The sequence below is a fragment of the Geobacillus sp. PLS 41 genome (assembly GCF_056494105.1).
In genome coordinates this window covers 2471745-2486423 of sequence record NZ_CM151395.1, presented here as the reverse complement: position 1 = coordinate 2486423, position 14679 = coordinate 2471745, and the positions used below count along the sequence as shown (strand labels likewise).

Below are 14679 nucleotides of genomic sequence, written 5' to 3'. Positions count from 1 at the left end.
GAAAGGACGTCAGTCTATGGCGATCGAGCATAACTTTCGTTTGACGGTTGACGGAACGTACAAACGCCATGCGCCGGCAGGCAGCCAGTCGTGTTGGCTTCATTTCACCGCCGCCGCCAAGCCGGATTTGGAGCAGCTTCTTTCTTCGCTGTCCATTCACCCTCTCGCCCAACAGCGGCTGATGAACGGGACAGATATTCCCACGTTTGACGAATACGAAGGATGTTTCTTCTTATCGCTGTTTATCGTTCGTCCGTCCGGCCGGACAGTGAACGTTCGTTTGCTGGCCGGCAGCCAATATATGATCAGCTATATGGATGAAAACGATCCGCTTGTTGATCAAGTGAAAGAACGTTTGTTGAACCATCGCGGTCAGGCGCTGTATCCTGGGTACGTGCTGTATCACTTTTTAGACTTGGCCGCCATCCGTTTTTTGCAAGTCATCGATCAGATCGCTGACCGCATTCAGACGCTTGAACGGCAAGTGTTTGCGACCCCGTTTGCCAACGAAATCGGGCGCGAGATTTATCGGATGAAAACACATCTTCATGAGCTGCGCCAAATCGCCGAGGCGCAGGAAGAAGCGATCAAAATGATCCGCCACGCTGATTTGCCGTATATCAATCAAGAGACGAATCCGTATATCGAGGAAGTGGCGTCGCGATTCTCACGCGTGCCCGCCGCGCTCGACGCGTTTAAGGAATCATTGTCCGCCATTTTCGATTTGCAACTGTCGCTCAAATCAGATCATATGAACGTCATTATGAAGACATTGACATTGGTGAGCGTCATATTTTTGCCGATGACGTTTATCGCCGGTGTATACGGCATGAATTTTGCGTTTATGCCAGAGCTGAAATGGAGATACGGCTACCCGTTTGCCTTGTTGCTCATGGCAACCGTTGCTATGCTCATCGCCCTCTATTTTAAGCGAAAAGGTTGGTGGGGAGAGACGGGGACGAAAGAAAAATAGGCGTTTTTCTAGAAGGTCGGTGATTTAACGGAGAAAACGCTCCAGCAAGGAGCTTTCGCCAATGGATCAACGGCTCTTCCGTGCGTTCGTGGACCAATCTTTTTGAAGAAAACGCGGTTTTTCACCAATCTTCTAGAAATTTGGGCATTCGCCCGGCCGTTTGGGCGGGCGGGCGCATATGATGGCCCTGTGAACCGATGAAGGAGGTGCCCGCCGTGAGCGGTTTTGTCAACAGCGGTTATACGGTCGTCATCGTCCTGTTCATTTTACTGATTATTGTTGGCTGTGCCTGTGTCGCTTGATGAGCGAAAAAATAAGAAAGGACGGCGGTCAAACGGGCCGCGAAGGGGGCGGGTGCTCATATTCAGCTGCGCCCCTTCTCCATTGGGCAACCGCGTCGAGCGATGCGGGTGAGTGTTTTGATGGATAAAGTGAAGCGGCGGCGGTATAATGAAACAGAAATGATCATGGAAAAGGAGAAGACGACGTGGGGCATTGGAGCGAAGAAAAGCAAGGCATCTTGTATACGGCTGCTTCGTACTTGCTGTGGGGAGTATTGCCGCTGTACTGGAAGCTGCTAGAGGCGCGCCCGGCGCTTGAGATTTTGGCGCACCGCATCGTGTGGTCGTTCGTGTTTATGGCCATCCTTCTGGCAGCGAATGGGCAGCTTGGCGCCTTCCGCCGGGAGCTTCGGGCGATGCGCCGTAAGCCGGCTAAGGCATGGGGGATCGCCGCTGCTGCCGTGCTCATCAGCGCCAACTGGTTTGTCTACATATGGGCGGTGAATCATCATCATGTCGTTGAAACGAGCCTCGGCTATTATATCAACCCGCTTGTCAGCGTGGCGCTTGGGACGATCGTATTGCGCGAGCGGTTGAGCGTTGGGCAGTGGGCCGCTGTTTTTCTTGCCGCCGCCGGCGTGGCGGCGATGACGGCGGAATATGGCGCGTTTCCGTGGGTCGCCATATCGCTCGCGTTGACGTTCGGGTTTTACGGCTTAGTGAAAAAACTGGCCAGCGTTGACTCGTCCATTGGCTTGACGCTTGAAACAATGGCCGTCATGCCGCTTTCAGCCGTTTACTTATTATGTGTGTACAACGAAACGCCAGCCCTCGTCAAGACGGCCGAATGGTGGCAATGGGCGCTGTTGGCTGGAGCCGGGCCAGCGACGGCCGTGCCGCTTTTGTATTTCGCCAAAGGGGCGAAGCGTGTGTCAATGACAACACTTGGTTTTTTGCAATACATTTCGCCGACGATCAGCCTTCTCCTTGGCGTCTTTTTGTTCGGCGAGCCGTTTACGAAAGCGCATTTTTATGCGTTTAGCTGCATCTGGACGGCGCTTATTTTGTTTTCCGCTGTTCAAATCAAGCAAGCGCCGGGGCGGAAAAAATGGAAGCGAAACTCGCTCGGAGCATAACATCGGTCCGCGGATGGACCGTTTTTTTTTACGTTGCGGCAAATACCCATTTTTGCCGAAACATCTAACCATTTCCTCGGCTTCTGAATAGTCTACTAGTACAAAAACGAAGGAGGTGCTGGCAAATGGGTGCAGCTTACGGCGGCGGATTCGCGTTGATCGTCGTTCTGTTCATCTTGTTGATTATTGTCGGATGTGCATGTATCGGTGGTTGGGTGTACTGATGCCTCTTACTTGCTAGCAAGGAGGTGACGAATATGCCATATGGCTTTTATGGCGGCTGGGGCTGGGGCGGCTATGGCTTCGGTTATCCGGGTTACGGCGGCTACGGCTACGGCTTTGTGCTGATCGTCGTTTTGTTTATTTTGCTCATTATCGTCGGGGCAACATGGTGCTAGGCGGATGATGGGCATGCGGGGGGAGACGGCCGGGCAACGGCTGTTTCCCCCGCTTTTTTTGTGAACAGGCAGGAACAACGAAAGGAAGTGGAGAAATCATAAACGATGAGAAAATGGAAAGCATATGGAGGACGGGGAAATGACACATATTGCAAAAGACATCGTCGCGACGTTTTCGATCGTCGCGTTCGATCCGGCGACCGGGGAGCTTGGCATCGCTGTTCAATCGAAATTTTTAGGCGTTGGTGCGGTTGTTCCGTGGGCGAAAGCGGGCGTCGGAGCGGTGGCGACGCAATCGTACGCCAACACGTCGTACGGACCGCGCGGCCTCGAATGGATGGCAAAAGGGAAATCGGCGCAAGAAACGCTTGAGTTGCTCGTTGCCGATGACAGTGAGCGCGATTTGCGCCAAGTCGGCATCGTGGATGCGAAAGGACGGGCGGCGACGTTCACCGGGAAAAAATGTTACCCGTGGGCCGGGGGCATCACCGGGCCGAACTATGCGGCTCAAGGCAATATTTTAGCCGGCGAGGAAACGGTGCTGGCAATGGGAAGGGCGTTTGAGCAGACAAAAGGTCCGCTCGCCGAGCGATTGTTAAAGGCGCTTCAAGCTGGTCAGGCAGCGGGGGGCGACCGCCGCGGGCAACAGTCGGCCGCCTTGCTTGTCGTGAAAGAAGGAGGGGGATATGGCGGCTACAATGACCGTTATATCGACTTGCGCGTCGATGATCACCCGCGGCCGATCGAGGAGCTTATTCGCTTGTATCAGTTGCGCCAGCTTTACTTTGAGAAACCGCGTCCCGAAAAAGTGGCAGCGATTGAAGGAACGGTAAAGGAAGAGGTGGCCGCCCACTTGGTCCGTCTCGGTTATTTGTCGAAAGAGCGCTCGGCGGATCGCGAGGCGCTTCATGAGGCGCTGACCGTGTATATACATACAGAAAATTTTGAGGAGCGCCAAGTGGAGAAAGGAAAAATCGACCTCGATGTATTACAGTATATGAAGCAGCAGCCGTCGCCTAACGAGGTCGGCTAAGGGAAACCGGCCTTGTCGACTGCATGATCCATCATGCTGCAACAAAAAGGATGTCCCTAGAACTGGGCGGGACATCCTTGTTTATCGACCGCTCCCTCTTAAAAGGCGCATGGCGCACGCCCGCTGTCATGTCTGCGCCAAACGGCCCGCAGGCGAAAGCTGAGAAACAGCGCGCCCGTTGCCAATCCGGCGATCAGGCCGATCCAATAGCCGAACGCCCCGGCGGCAGTCAGTAGAGCGAGCGCGCAGCCAAGCGGAAGCCCAACGCCCCAATAGGCGAGAAGAGCGGACCAAAAAACGGCGTTTACCTCTTTATAGCCCCGCAGCGCTCCTTGGATGGGAGCGGCGATGGCATCGGAAACTTGAAAGAAGATCGCATAGAGCAAAAACTTCCCTGTCAACGCCGCCACTGTCGGATCGTTTGTATACAGCCGGGCGACATGGCTGCGGAAGGCGGAAAGGAACAGCGCTGCTGCGGCGGCGACGGCCAAGGCGAGGGTGATGCCGATCAAGCAATATTGTTTGGCGGCTTCATAACGGTTGGCCCCGGCTTCAACGCCCACGGCGATCGTCAGCGCCATCGATAAGCTGAGTGGAATCATATACAACAGTGAAGCGAAGTTGAGGGCGCTTTGATGCGCGGCGACCGTTTCCGCGCCAAACCGGCCGACAAGCAGCGTCACAGCAGCGAAAATGCTCGTTTCAAAAAAGATGGCCGACCCGATCGGCACCCCGGTTTTCAGCAACTCTTTCCATGCGGCCCATGACGGACGGTAGAAACGGACGAGTACACGATAGGGAGCCAAGCGCCGAAATTTCAAAGCGGCAAAGGCAGCGGCCGCGAAGCAGTACGCATACGTGATCGCCGTCGCGTAACCAGTGCCGATGCCGCCAAGGCGCGGAAATCCGCCATGCCCGTAAATCAACAACCAGTTGAACAGCATATTGACCGGCAAGGCGGTGAGCGTAATCCACATCGTCACTTTCGTTTGCCCAAGCGCATCGATGAAATAGCGGAGCACAGAATAAAGAAACAGAGGGATGATCCCAAACGACAAGGCGCGCAAATAATGAAAGGCGATATGCCGAACGTTTTCATCCAAAGACATCTGTTTCAAGATAAACGGCACGGCAGCGGCGCCGATCAGGACAATGGCGACAGCAAGCGCGACAGCCAAGTAGAGCGCCTGGGCGACGGCGCGAGTGATCGAGTCATGCCGTCCGGCGCCGAAATGGTGTGAGACGATCGGGGACAGGGCGAGCAAAATGCCGCCGGCGCCGGTAAACACCGGCACCCATAGGCTTGAGCCGATCGCGACGCCGGCAAGATCTTCGGCGCTCGCATGACCGGACATGGCGACATCGACAAAGTTCATGGCATATTGACCGGTTTGCGAAACAAAAATGGGAAGAAACAAGGCGAACAGGCGCCGCCATTTGCCGTTGGGCGGAGCGGTCGTTGCCATAATGGCTCCTCCTTTTCTGTGATAAAGTGATACATTGTTCTAAATCATCAATCTCCCCACTTCCGAAGCTGGGATGGCCCCCTCTTCGGAAGCGATTTATGACGAAAGAAACGGCGGTTGGCTGCAAAGCGGGAATTCGATCAAAAAACATGTGCCGTGCGCGTCGCTTTGCACTTTCATCGTCCCGCGATGCAGTTCGACGATTTTTTTCGATAATGACAGGCCGAGCCCAGTTCCCGTTTCCTTCGTTGAAAAAAACGGATCGAAAACATGGTCGATGACCGACGGCGGAATGCCGGGTCCATCGTCGCAGAAGCGAAGCTGAACGAGATGGTTGATTTTTCGGCTGCAGATCGACACCCTCATCGTTTTCGCCACTTTTGCTTCCACGGCGTTGCGAAATAAGTTTAAAAACACTTGCAAAAGCTGGCTGCGGTCGCCGTTCATTTCGTAATCGTCAAGCTGGTCATCAAGGTCAAAATGGACGTCGACGTTATGCAATAGCGCTTCGCTTTGCAATAGGACGCCGACATCGTCGCGCAAAAAGCGGTGCAAGTTGAACGTCTCCATTTTGACGTCCGCCGGCTTGGCGATATTCAAAAAATCCGTGATAATGTCGTTCGCCCGGTCGAGCTCAGGAATTAAAAGCCGCTCAACGAGCGAGGCGATGCGATCCGGCAAGTCGCTTTTCAATAGTTGCAAATATCCGCGCACCGTCGTCAGCGGATTGCGGATTTCATGGGCGATGCCGGCGGCGATGCGGCCAGCGACCGCCAGCTTTTCTGTTTCTTTCATCATATTGAGCGACTGAAACATACTGATGACTCGTTTGATCGATCCGTCATCGTTGTAAATAAAACGGGTGTTGACGATCCCGTAAAATCGGTCGAGCACTTCGTAATTGTAAAGCGGCTCGCCTTTTTCAAGCGATTCGAGCGTCGCGATCAGCTCATCAGGGAGCTTCAGCAGCTCGCGAATATGTTTGCCGATGATGGCATCGCGATCCACGCCGGTGTCAACAGCCGCCTGCAAATTGCAAAGCGTGATGATCCCTTGAGCGTCGACAAAGACAATGTGGTGCGGAACGAGATCGAGCAACGGCGTCAAAAAGGCTTCCACTTTTTCAAACGGTACGTCGCGATGCAAGTCAATATCCCACTGCCATTTGGCTTCCTTTTCAAGGGACGGCGGAATGGTGCGAAGGTGCGGCCGGACGTCGCCGCGCTTTTTTTCGATGGCGATTCCACTTTCATAATCGGCAAAGGTGAACGGAAACGGAAGCTTTTCGATGAGCCGCTCATAAGCGCGCAGCTTTCGTTCGAGTTCTTCGATTTGCGATTGTACGAGTCGATCGTTCATCTTTCCAAACTCCTTAGCTGCACATTTCGTTTTTTATTTTACAAAAACCGCCCTCCGTTGGCTATGGCGGACATCCTGACGACATATGTTTCGCCGCCTTGGCGGACGCTTGTCATCGCCGTTGTCCACGCGGCAACATCCGGCGCTGTATAGTACAACTTTTTAGTCACAATCGCTTCATCCTTTCGTATTCCGAATGCTTTTCTTTCATATTAGCAAATTCGCTCGCATTTGCCTATCGTGGATCTTCCCAACCGCTTTCTCCCATCAAACGGGCGAAGGATTCCATTGGCGCTATTAGGTTTTGATGGATCACAGCCAAATGAAGACGAATTTCCTAATTGATAAAACAATGTGCTAAATCATCAATGGAATGAACAAAAATGGTTTTTGCATACCATGCCAAAGTTCGTCAAAAAAGAGAAGACGATTGTACACAGTTTCTCAACTGGAAAAGAATCGGTTTTGCGATGGTTTTTGTCAAATCCCCTACCTTCAAGCAGCTGACAAAATGCAACGGATCGCAGTGATGGGTTCGTTCAACAATATATTTTATAATAAAAAACTATGTGCTAAATAATCAATAAAAAGAGTGACCATCCAAAAGAAAAGCAACATTTGTCGGCGGCGAAATGCTTTGTATATAATAAAACGGAGCGAAAACGAACCGATCGCCGATCAGAAAGGGTGGTTTGATGATGTTGACATTAGCAGACATTGAACAAGCGCGAGCGAAAATGAAAGGCATCGTCCATCAAACGCCGCTTGAGCATTCGCAAACGTTCAGCCGGCTGTCTGGCAATGATGTATATATGAAACTCGAAAATTTGCAAAAAACGGGCTCGTTTAAAGTAAGAGGTTCATTCAATAAAATTATGTCGCTCACGGAAGAAGAGAGGGCGCGCGGCGTCATCGCCGCTTCGGCCGGCAACCACGCCCAAGGGGTCGCCTATGCGAGCGGCATGCTTCATATTCCGTGCACGATCGTCATGCCAAAAGGCGCGCCGCTCAGCAAAATTGAAGCGACGAAAAGCTACGGGGCGGAAGTCGTGCTGTACGGCGATGTGTTTGACGAGTCTTTGGAATATGCGTTAGAGTTGCAGCGTGAACGGGGGATGACGTTTGTTCATCCGTTTGACGACTTGGCGGTGATGGCCGGCCAAGGGACGATCGGCTTAGAGCTGATCGAGCAGCTTCCCGACGTCGATGTCGTTCTTTGTCCAGTCGGCGGCGGCGGGTTGCTTGCGGGGGTGGCGCTTACGTTAAAACAGCTGAAGCCGTCGGTTGAAGTGTACGGCGTTGAGTCATCGGCTTGCCCCGGCATGACGGCGGCCATACGCCATAAACAGCCCGTCTCCATTGCCGCATCGAATACGATCGCCGATGGGATTGCCGTGAAAAAGCCGGGCAATATTACGTACCAATACATTGAGCAATACGTCGATGGCGTTGTATGCGTGGAAGAGGCGGAAATTTCGCGGACGATGCTGTATGTGCTCGAGCGGAACAAGCTGTTGATCGAAGGGGCGGCAGCTTGTCCGCTGGCGGCATTGTTGTATCAAAAGCTGCCGTTTCGCGGCAAAAAAGTCGCCGCCATTTTAAGCGGCGGCAACGTCGATGTGACGCTCATTTCCCGCATCATCGAGCGGGGGCTCGTCGAAGCCGGGCGATTCGTTACGTTTACAACGGTCATCTCCGACAAGCCGGGCCAGTTGAACAAGCTGCTGCGCATTATTGCGGAGCTTGAGGCAAACGTGATGTCGATTCATCATCAGCGCATCGGCGCCAAAGTGCTGCCAGGTCAGGCGGAAATTCACTTTTCGCTCGAGACAAAAAACGAAGACCACATTCAGCAAATCTACCAAGTGTTGTTGAAAGAAGGCTACGATGTACAGTTTTACCGATGAGCGCGCGATGGAAAACGGTTTGTGTTTCGCCACTGTCTGTTAAGCAAACAGTGGAAAAGCCGTCTTGGAAATCATGTTCACAGGGCTGCCAAGTCAACTACCCCCACTTCGCGAACGCTTGAAGTGGGGGCTTGCAACTCCCCAGAAGTGCAAACGGACTTCGTCCTCCTTCCTTGACTTGGGGTTGCATCAGGGGGCAGGTTGACGACTGCCCAACGACGCAGGTCATGCCTGCATCGTTACCGATTCTCTCGGTGTGTCTGTTGGCAGTACTTGGCTTCCACACACAACAGACAGACCTACGCTCGATGTTTTACGGTTGCAACGTTTCCTGCAACCAACTCCATCCATCGAGCAGCCGTTATTGGAGTGCCTTTATTGAACGGTTTTCTCCATGCCTTTATTATATCATACACAAAAGAAAGGGGGAACGCACATTCCTCTCCCACTTACTCCCTTTGGTCGTTGAAGTGGGAGTCTCCTGCGCGAAATAGGATGAATACGAAACCATCATTTGCCCAACATAACGGCTGTTCCTTATGACATGGGGGACAGCCGTTTTGTTTTGTCAATGCACGCGCGGCGCATCTTGCGGCCGCGTCGCGCCGAGGCCTTCGCGGGCCATTTTCGCTTTCAAGCTTTCCAGGACATACAAACCGAACATGCCAAGCAGCTCTTCATCAGTCATCTCACCGATCAGCTTGAGCACATCGCGGCGGTCGAGTTCATCCAAAATCGACATCGCCACCGCTTCGGCGTCTTCTTCATCTCCGGTCAGTCGATCTTTATAGTATTCGTACAGATCGTCAGTAAACTTCATCGGCATCGTCGCCTCGCTTTTTTGAGAGCGGGCTTCCTCCTTTCTTTGCAGTTGGCCGATGCAGACTTAGGGGCATCGGCAGTCCTCTCGGTTTGACGCCACAAATGCCATTGGCAACAGGGATGATTCATAGTATAATGGAAAAAATATCATTCGAAAAGCGGGGGAATTCTATGATTCGCCGGTTAACGGCCGAAGACGATCAACAAGTATTTTCGTTTTTGCGGCAAGATCCGTCGTTCAATTTATTTATCATCGGCGATATTGAGTCGTTTGGCTATGACGCCGATTTCCAAGACGTTTGGGGGCAGTTTGACGATGCCGGCTCGCTGAAGGCGGTGCTGCTCCGTTATTACGATTCCTACATTCCGTACGCGCCTGGCGATTTTGATGCCGATGGCTTTGCTCGTCTCATCCGCGAGACAGCCCAATCATCGTCCATCCAGCTGTCCGGCAAGGCGGACATTGCCAGGCAGTTCGAAGAGCGGCTGCCGCTTGGGGAGAAGCGAACGCTTTACTTTTGCGAGTGTCGGACGGATGAATACGCCCGTCAAGAAATGGGGGCGTTCGCCGTCAAAAAAGCCGAATTGGCCGATGTCGACCGGATTCTCGACTTGCGGCGCCGCATTGCCGAATTTGAAACGAGGCCGTCGTCCCGCGATATGCTAGTGAAAGGGATGGAAACCAATTCAGCTAGAACGTACTACATTGAACAAGACGGCCGAATGGTGGCCGCCGCATCGACATCAGCGGAAAACTCATTGTCGGCGATGATCGTCGGCGTCTGCACGGATCAAGGACATCGCGGGAAAGGATATGCGAGCGCCATCGTGGCGAAGCTCGTTTGCGATTTGCTCGCTGAAGGGAAGATGCCGTGCTTGTTTTACGACAATCCAACCGCCGGCCGCATTTACCATCGCCTTGGTTTTCGCGATATCGGATTGTGGGCGATGTACCGTTAGAAGGGCGGAAGTCCCGCCAGCTTGCTTGTGTACAAAAGCAGGCTGGCGGTTATTGTCCGTCTGCGCCGTTGGGCGTGCCGCGGCGAATGTGCTCGCCGCCGCGCTCTTGCATCGCTTTTGCCTTGTCGTTGACGAGCTGTTTTTGGTCTACGATGGAAGAAGGTGTTTGTTTTTTGTTCGCCATATGGAATCACCTCAATGGAGACGATTTTGCGCGCTGAATGAACATGTCCGCATCTTCGATCAGCCCGCAGACGCCGCATTGGACGCGGTAGCTCGGGCCGCGGTACGGGAGATGGAACGGTTCGAGCGCTTCGTTTGTGTATTCGTGCTCGATGTCGCCGGTGTGCGGATCGAGCTTGACCGCACGCGGGTGCTGCTCAATGAGATGAAACCGCGTCCGGTTCGTTTTGCAGTTTGGGCATAGCATCGGTTCCAATGAAAGCCACCTCCGGTTTTTATCTTTTGGAAAAACGGCCGTGATTATGTATAGGTCATCTGTTTTGTTTCAGTTCGTGCGGCTAGGGGATAGGGCTCGCGCAGCCGATCGGACGATGTGCGGCGAAAGACGCCTCCATTTTTCGGGCGCCGGAACGATTTTTGTTGACAATGGCTGCAACTGTCGAGTATCTTAATAAACAAGAAGAAGATTTTGCTTTTTTCGAAATGTTTTACAGTTCAGGCGAAGGAGACTGTTATGGCAGAGAAACCGCTTCGAGACCGCATTATCGACACCGCTCTTCATTTGTTTGAGAAATATGGCTACCATGGCGTGACGGTCGACCGCATCGTCGCGGAAAGCGATACGTCGAAAGGCGGGTTTTACCATAATTTTAAATCAAAAGACGAGTTGCTTTACCATATTCATGACGTCTTTATTACGTATGCGCTGACAAAAGCGCAGGAGGCGTATGAGGGCTTCCCTACGCCGACCGAGCGCTTGTACGCCATCGTTCAGTCGTTTGTCAAAGTGTTTCATTTGTATAAACCACACATCACCGTGTTTTACCAGGAAAGCACGTACTTAAAACCGGAATACGCCGAACCGATCAATGAAAAGCGCGAAGAATTTAAACAAATTATTTTTCGCGTCATCCGCGAGGGAATCGAGGCCGGCGAGTTTCGTCCGGAGCTGTCGGTGGAGATTACTGGCATGTCCATTATCGGCATGGTCAACTGGACATACAAATGGTACAATCCGGATGGTCCGTTGTCAATTGAGGAGATCGCGGCGTATTTTGCCGATTTCATTTTGCATGCGGTGCTCCGCACACCAGAAAACCCAGCGGCGGCGCGGTTTTTGTTGCGGCCGGCCGCCGAATAAGTTGTTGATCGTATACAGACCAACTAGTCGGTTTTGAAAACGCTTCAAAAATCAAAACCGTTTACACTCGTTTTCTTACTAAAACCGACTAGTCGGTTCAAATGATAGAACATTTTCTATGGGGGAGAGGGACAGGATGAATTTTTCATTAACAAAAGAGCAACAAATGATTAAAGAAATGGTTCGCGACTTTGCTGAGAAGGAAATTGCCCCATACGCGGCGAAATGGGATGAAGAGGCGCATTTTCCGCTGGATGTCTTCCGCAAAATGGGCGAGTTGGGGCTATTGGGTTTGCCGTTTCCGGAAGAATACGGCGGCGCTGGAGGCGATACGATTTCGTATGCCATCGCCGTTGAGGAAATCGGCCGCGCCTGCGGCGGCACCGGGCTAAGCTATGCGGCCGCCGTGTCACTTGGGGCGAGTCCCATTTATTACTTTGGAACAGAGGAGCAGAAACAAAAATGGCTCGTGCCGATGGCCAAAGGAGAGACGCTTGGCGCTTTTGGGCTCACGGAGCCGAACGCCGGATCGGACGCCGGCGGCACGCGCACGACCGCGGTGCTGGACGGCGATGAATATGTCATCAACGGCGAAAAATGCTGGATCACGAACGCCCAATACGCGCGGCAAGTCATTGTCACCGCCGTGACAGGCAAAGATGCGCGCGGCAAAAACATCATCACCGCTCTCATCGTGCCAACTGACTCCCCAGGATTTACGATCCGTTCGAATTACGACAAGATGGGCGTGCGCGCGTCCAATACGTGCGAGCTTGTTTTCGAGAACGTCCGCGTGCCGAAAGAAAACGTCTTGGGCGACCCGCAAAAAGGGTTTAAACAGTTTTTGTACACGCTTGATGGCGGCCGCATTTCCATCGCAGCTTTAGCCGTCGGCATCGCGCAAGCGGCGTTTGAGAAAGCGCTTCAATACGCGAAAGAACGCGTTCAGTTTGGCCAGCCGATTTCCAAGTTTCAAGCGATCCAGTTTAAGCTCGCTGACATGGCGATGGAAATTGAGCTTGCCCGCAATATGGTGTACAAGGCGGCTTGGTTGAAAGACCAAGGGAAACCGTTTACAAAAGAAGCATCGTTCGCCAAGCTGTTTGCGTCGGAAATGGGGTTCCGCGTCTGCAACCAGGCGATTCAAATTCACGGCGGATACGGCTATATGAAAGAGTACGGCGTTGAGCGCCATTTGCGGGATATCAAGCTCATGGAAATCGGCGAAGGCACATCAGAAATCCAACGGCTCGTCATCGCCCGCCAACTGGGATGCTAAAAGCGGAAATGCCTGCATATCCATAACAATGAATTCGGACAAAGGGGAGGAAACGGCCGATGTTGACGGTGACGGTGGGGAAATTGTTGGAAGAGCGAGCCAGGCAATATGCGGATCGCGAGGCGGTCGTGTATGCCGACCGCGGCTTGCGTCTGACGTATCGGCAGTTTAACGACTATTGCCGCCTCGTTGCGCGCGGGTTGATGCGGCTTGGCATCGAAAAAGGGGAGCATGTCGCCATTTGGGCGACGAACGTTCCGGAATGGATCGCCTGCCAGTTTGCGACCGGCAAAATGGGAGCCGTCCTCGTGACGGTCAATACGAACTACCGCGCGGCGGAGCTTGAGTATTTGCTTCGGCAGTCCGACTCGACAACACTGTTTTTGATCGAGCAATACCGCGATTCGTCATACATCGATATTTTGTACGAAATCGTTCCCGAGTTGCGCACATCAGCGCCCGGACAGCTGCAATCGAAACGGCTGCCGAAGCTGAAAAACGTGGTCTTTCTTGGCGACAAACGGCACCCGGGCATGTTTACATGGAACGACATCTTGGCGATGGCGCACGACGTATCGGAAGAAGAACTCGATGAACGGATGGAGAGCCTCGACCCGCACGATGTGATCAACATGCAATACACGTCCGGGACGACTGGATTCCCGAAAGGGGTGATGTTGACGCATTACAACATCGTCAACAACGCCCACCAAGTGGCGCAATGCATGGGACTTGGCGAAGGCGATCGATTGTGCATTCCGGTGCCGTTTTTCCATTGCTTCGGCTGCGTCATGAGCACGCTTGCATGCGTGACGGTCGGGGCGACGATGGTGCCGGTTGTGGAGTTCCATCCGAAGCGGGTTCTCGAGACGGTGGAAGCGGAGCGGTGCACGGCGCTTCACGGCGTGCCGACGATGTTCATCGCCGAGCTCAACGACCCGGATTTTGCCAAATACGATTTGTCGTCGCTGCGCACGGGCATTATGGCTGGCTCCCCTTGCCCGGTCGAAGTGATGAAGGCGGTCATCGAGAAAATGGGGATGAAAGACATTACGATCGCCTACGGGCAGACGGAAGCGTCCCCAGTCATCACGCAAACGCGCACCGACGATCCGCTTGAGCTGCGTGTCGAAACGGTTGGCCGCGCCTTGCCGGGCGTCGAGGTGAAAATCGTCGAGCCGGGAACGAACAAGGAAGTGCCGCCCGGTGTGCAAGGGGAGCTGTGCACGCGCGGCTATCATGTCATGAAAGGGTATTACAACAACCCGGAAGCGACAAATGAAGCGATCGACCAAGACGGCTGGCTGCATACCGGCGATTTGGCGACGATGGATGAAAACGGTTACTTCCGCATCACCGGCCGTCTGAAAGATATGATCATCCGCGGCGGCGAAAACATTTATCCGCGTGAAATCGAAGAGTTTTTATACAAACATCCGAAAATTTTGGACGTCCAAGTCGTTGGCGTGCCGGATGAGGTATACGGTGAAGAAGTGATGGCGTGGATCATCTTAAAAGACGGCGAAACGGCGACGGCTGAGGAGATTCGCGAGTTTTGCCGCGGCCACATTTCCCGGCATAAAATCCCGCGTTATATCGAATTTACCGACTCGTACCCGATGACGGCATCTGGGAAAATTCAGAAATTCAAATTGCGGGAAATGGCGAAACAGCGCCTCGGCTTGACGACGTAAACCGCCGTGCCGGGCGGTTTCGTCCGCCCGGCGGCATTCTCAGTTTT

17 protein-coding genes are annotated in these 14679 nt (G+C 53.2%); 11 read left to right on the top strand and 6 right to left on the bottom strand.

The window, feature by feature from the left end:
- Positions 1-16: 16 nt before the first annotated feature.
- The 6 genes from corA to ACVX3G_RS12450 all read left to right on the top strand — a co-directional run bounded on the left by corA (position 17) and on the right by ACVX3G_RS12450 (position 3821).
- Positions 17-973 carry a magnesium/cobalt transporter CorA gene (corA, locus tag ACVX3G_RS12475; RefSeq protein ID WP_011231079.1) on the top strand — a complete coding sequence of 319 codons (957 nt, stop codon included), beginning with the start codon at positions 17-19 and terminating at the stop codon, positions 971-973.
- Between the two features lie 197 nt (positions 974-1170).
- Positions 1171-1275 carry a YjcZ family sporulation protein gene (locus ACVX3G_RS12470; RefSeq protein WP_013145431.1) on the top strand — a complete coding sequence of 35 codons (105 nt, stop codon included), beginning with the start codon at positions 1171-1173 and terminating at the stop codon, positions 1273-1275.
- 185 nt (positions 1276-1460) lie between these two features.
- Positions 1461-2390 carry an EamA family transporter RarD gene (gene rarD / locus ACVX3G_RS12465; protein ID WP_011231080.1) on the top strand — a complete coding sequence of 310 codons (930 nt, stop codon included), beginning with the start codon at positions 1461-1463 and terminating at the stop codon, positions 2388-2390.
- Positions 2391-2515: 125 nt separating this feature from the next.
- Positions 2516-2614, top strand: coding sequence for a YjcZ family sporulation protein (locus tag ACVX3G_RS12460; RefSeq protein WP_011231081.1), 99 nt, complete (start codon positions 2516-2518; stop codon positions 2612-2614).
- Positions 2615-2647: 33 nt separating this feature from the next.
- Positions 2648-2788 carry a YjcZ family sporulation protein gene (locus ACVX3G_RS12455; RefSeq protein WP_011231082.1) on the top strand — a complete coding sequence of 47 codons (141 nt, stop codon included), beginning with the start codon at positions 2648-2650 and terminating at the stop codon, positions 2786-2788.
- Between the two features lie 139 nt (positions 2789-2927).
- Entirely contained in the window at positions 2928-3821 is an 894-nt protein-coding gene (locus tag ACVX3G_RS12450) for a DUF1028 domain-containing protein (protein WP_011231083.1), read from the top strand.
- 98 nt (positions 3822-3919) lie between these two features.
- On the opposite strand, the gene ACVX3G_RS12445 is transcribed toward ACVX3G_RS12450, so the two are convergent.
- The 3 genes from ACVX3G_RS12445 to ACVX3G_RS12435 form a co-directional block, all read right to left on the bottom strand.
- Complete coding sequence (locus ACVX3G_RS12445) at positions 3920-5287, bottom strand: MATE family efflux transporter (protein ID WP_011231084.1); 1368 nt, start codon at positions 5285-5287, stop codon at positions 3920-3922.
- A 96-nt stretch (positions 5288-5383) separates the two neighbouring features.
- A complete protein-coding gene (locus ACVX3G_RS12440; RefSeq protein ID WP_011231085.1) occupies positions 5384-6646 on the bottom strand; it encodes a two-component system sensor histidine kinase NtrB in 1263 nt (420 codons plus the stop codon).
- Between the two features lie 38 nt (positions 6647-6684).
- Positions 6685-6816: a hypothetical protein gene (locus tag ACVX3G_RS12435; RefSeq protein WP_014195711.1), complete on the bottom strand. Its 132-nt coding sequence runs from the start codon at positions 6814-6816 to the stop codon at positions 6685-6687.
- A gap of 528 nt (positions 6817-7344) precedes the next feature.
- Between ACVX3G_RS12435 and ilvA the strand changes: the two genes are divergently transcribed.
- Complete coding sequence (gene ilvA, locus ACVX3G_RS12430; protein ID WP_011231086.1) at positions 7345-8553, top strand: threonine ammonia-lyase; 1209 nt, start codon at positions 7345-7347, stop codon at positions 8551-8553.
- A 568-nt stretch (positions 8554-9121) separates the two neighbouring features.
- On the opposite strand, the gene ACVX3G_RS12425 is transcribed toward ilvA, so the two are convergent.
- Positions 9122-9379, bottom strand: coding sequence for a DUF6154 family protein (locus tag ACVX3G_RS12425; RefSeq protein WP_015374743.1), 258 nt, complete (start codon positions 9377-9379; stop codon positions 9122-9124).
- A 167-nt stretch (positions 9380-9546) separates the two neighbouring features.
- On the opposite strand from ACVX3G_RS12425, the gene ACVX3G_RS12420 reads away from it, so the two are divergent.
- Positions 9547-10335: a GNAT family N-acetyltransferase gene (locus ACVX3G_RS12420; RefSeq protein WP_011231089.1), complete on the top strand. Its 789-nt coding sequence runs from the start codon at positions 9547-9549 to the stop codon at positions 10333-10335.
- A gap of 49 nt (positions 10336-10384) precedes the next feature.
- Here the strand turns inward: ACVX3G_RS12420 and ACVX3G_RS12415 are convergent, their stop codons facing one another.
- Positions 10385-10519 carry a hypothetical protein gene (locus ACVX3G_RS12415; RefSeq protein WP_014195715.1) on the bottom strand — a complete coding sequence of 45 codons (135 nt, stop codon included), beginning with the start codon at positions 10517-10519 and terminating at the stop codon, positions 10385-10387.
- 6 nt (positions 10520-10525) lie between these two features.
- Positions 10526-10774, bottom strand: coding sequence for a hypothetical protein (locus tag ACVX3G_RS12410; protein WP_013145420.1), 249 nt, complete (start codon positions 10772-10774; stop codon positions 10526-10528).
- Between the two features lie 258 nt (positions 10775-11032).
- Here ACVX3G_RS12410 and ACVX3G_RS12405 point away from each other — a divergent pair, with 258 nt between their 5' ends.
- The 3 genes from ACVX3G_RS12405 to ACVX3G_RS12395 all read left to right on the top strand — a co-directional run bounded on the left by ACVX3G_RS12405 (position 11033) and on the right by ACVX3G_RS12395 (position 14632).
- On the top strand, positions 11033-11659 hold the full coding sequence (locus ACVX3G_RS12405) for a TetR/AcrR family transcriptional regulator (RefSeq protein WP_011231091.1): 627 nt from the start codon (positions 11033-11035) through the stop codon (positions 11657-11659).
- Between the two features lie 136 nt (positions 11660-11795).
- Complete coding sequence (locus ACVX3G_RS12400; RefSeq protein ID WP_011231092.1) at positions 11796-12938, top strand: acyl-CoA dehydrogenase; 1143 nt, start codon at positions 11796-11798, stop codon at positions 12936-12938.
- A 59-nt stretch (positions 12939-12997) separates the two neighbouring features.
- The gene (locus ACVX3G_RS12395) at positions 12998-14632 is read left to right on the top strand and encodes an AMP-binding protein (protein ID WP_011231093.1); all 1635 of its coding nucleotides are present in this window, start codon (positions 12998-13000) and stop codon (positions 14630-14632) included.
- Positions 14633-14679 lie beyond the last annotated feature (47 nt).

Coding starts and splice junctions, on each gene's coding strand:
- ACVX3G_RS12400 (WP_011231092.1), top strand. CDS start 11,796: ATGAATTTTTCATTAACAAAAGAGCAACAAATGATTAAAGAAATGGTT.
- corA (WP_011231079.1), top strand. CDS start 17: ATGGCGATCGAGCATAACTTTCGTTTGACGGTTGACGGAACGTACAAA.
- ACVX3G_RS12450 (WP_011231083.1), top strand. CDS start 2,928: ATGACACATATTGCAAAAGACATCGTCGCGACGTTTTCGATCGTCGCG.
- ACVX3G_RS12460 (WP_011231081.1), top strand. CDS start 2,516: ATGGGTGCAGCTTACGGCGGCGGATTCGCGTTGATCGTCGTTCTGTTC.
- ACVX3G_RS12455 (WP_011231082.1), top strand. CDS start 2,648: ATGCCATATGGCTTTTATGGCGGCTGGGGCTGGGGCGGCTATGGCTTC.
- ACVX3G_RS12405 (WP_011231091.1), top strand. CDS start 11,033: ATGGCAGAGAAACCGCTTCGAGACCGCATTATCGACACCGCTCTTCAT.
- ACVX3G_RS12415 (WP_014195715.1), bottom strand. CDS start 10,519: ATGGCGAACAAAAAACAAACACCTTCTTCCATCGTAGACCAAAAACAG.
- ACVX3G_RS12420 (WP_011231089.1), top strand. CDS start 9,547: ATGATTCGCCGGTTAACGGCCGAAGACGATCAACAAGTATTTTCGTTT.
- ACVX3G_RS12395 (WP_011231093.1), top strand. CDS start 12,998: ATGTTGACGGTGACGGTGGGGAAATTGTTGGAAGAGCGAGCCAGGCAA.
- ACVX3G_RS12470 (WP_013145431.1), top strand. CDS start 1,171: ATGAAGGAGGTGCCCGCCGTGAGCGGTTTTGTCAACAGCGGTTATACG.
- ilvA (WP_011231086.1), top strand. CDS start 7,345: ATGTTGACATTAGCAGACATTGAACAAGCGCGAGCGAAAATGAAAGGC.
- ACVX3G_RS12445 (WP_011231084.1), bottom strand. CDS start 5,287: ATGGCAACGACCGCTCCGCCCAACGGCAAATGGCGGCGCCTGTTCGCC.
- ACVX3G_RS12440 (WP_011231085.1), bottom strand. CDS start 6,646: ATGAACGATCGACTCGTACAATCGCAAATCGAAGAACTCGAACGAAAG.
- ACVX3G_RS12425 (WP_015374743.1), bottom strand. CDS start 9,379: ATGCCGATGAAGTTTACTGACGATCTGTACGAATACTATAAAGATCGA.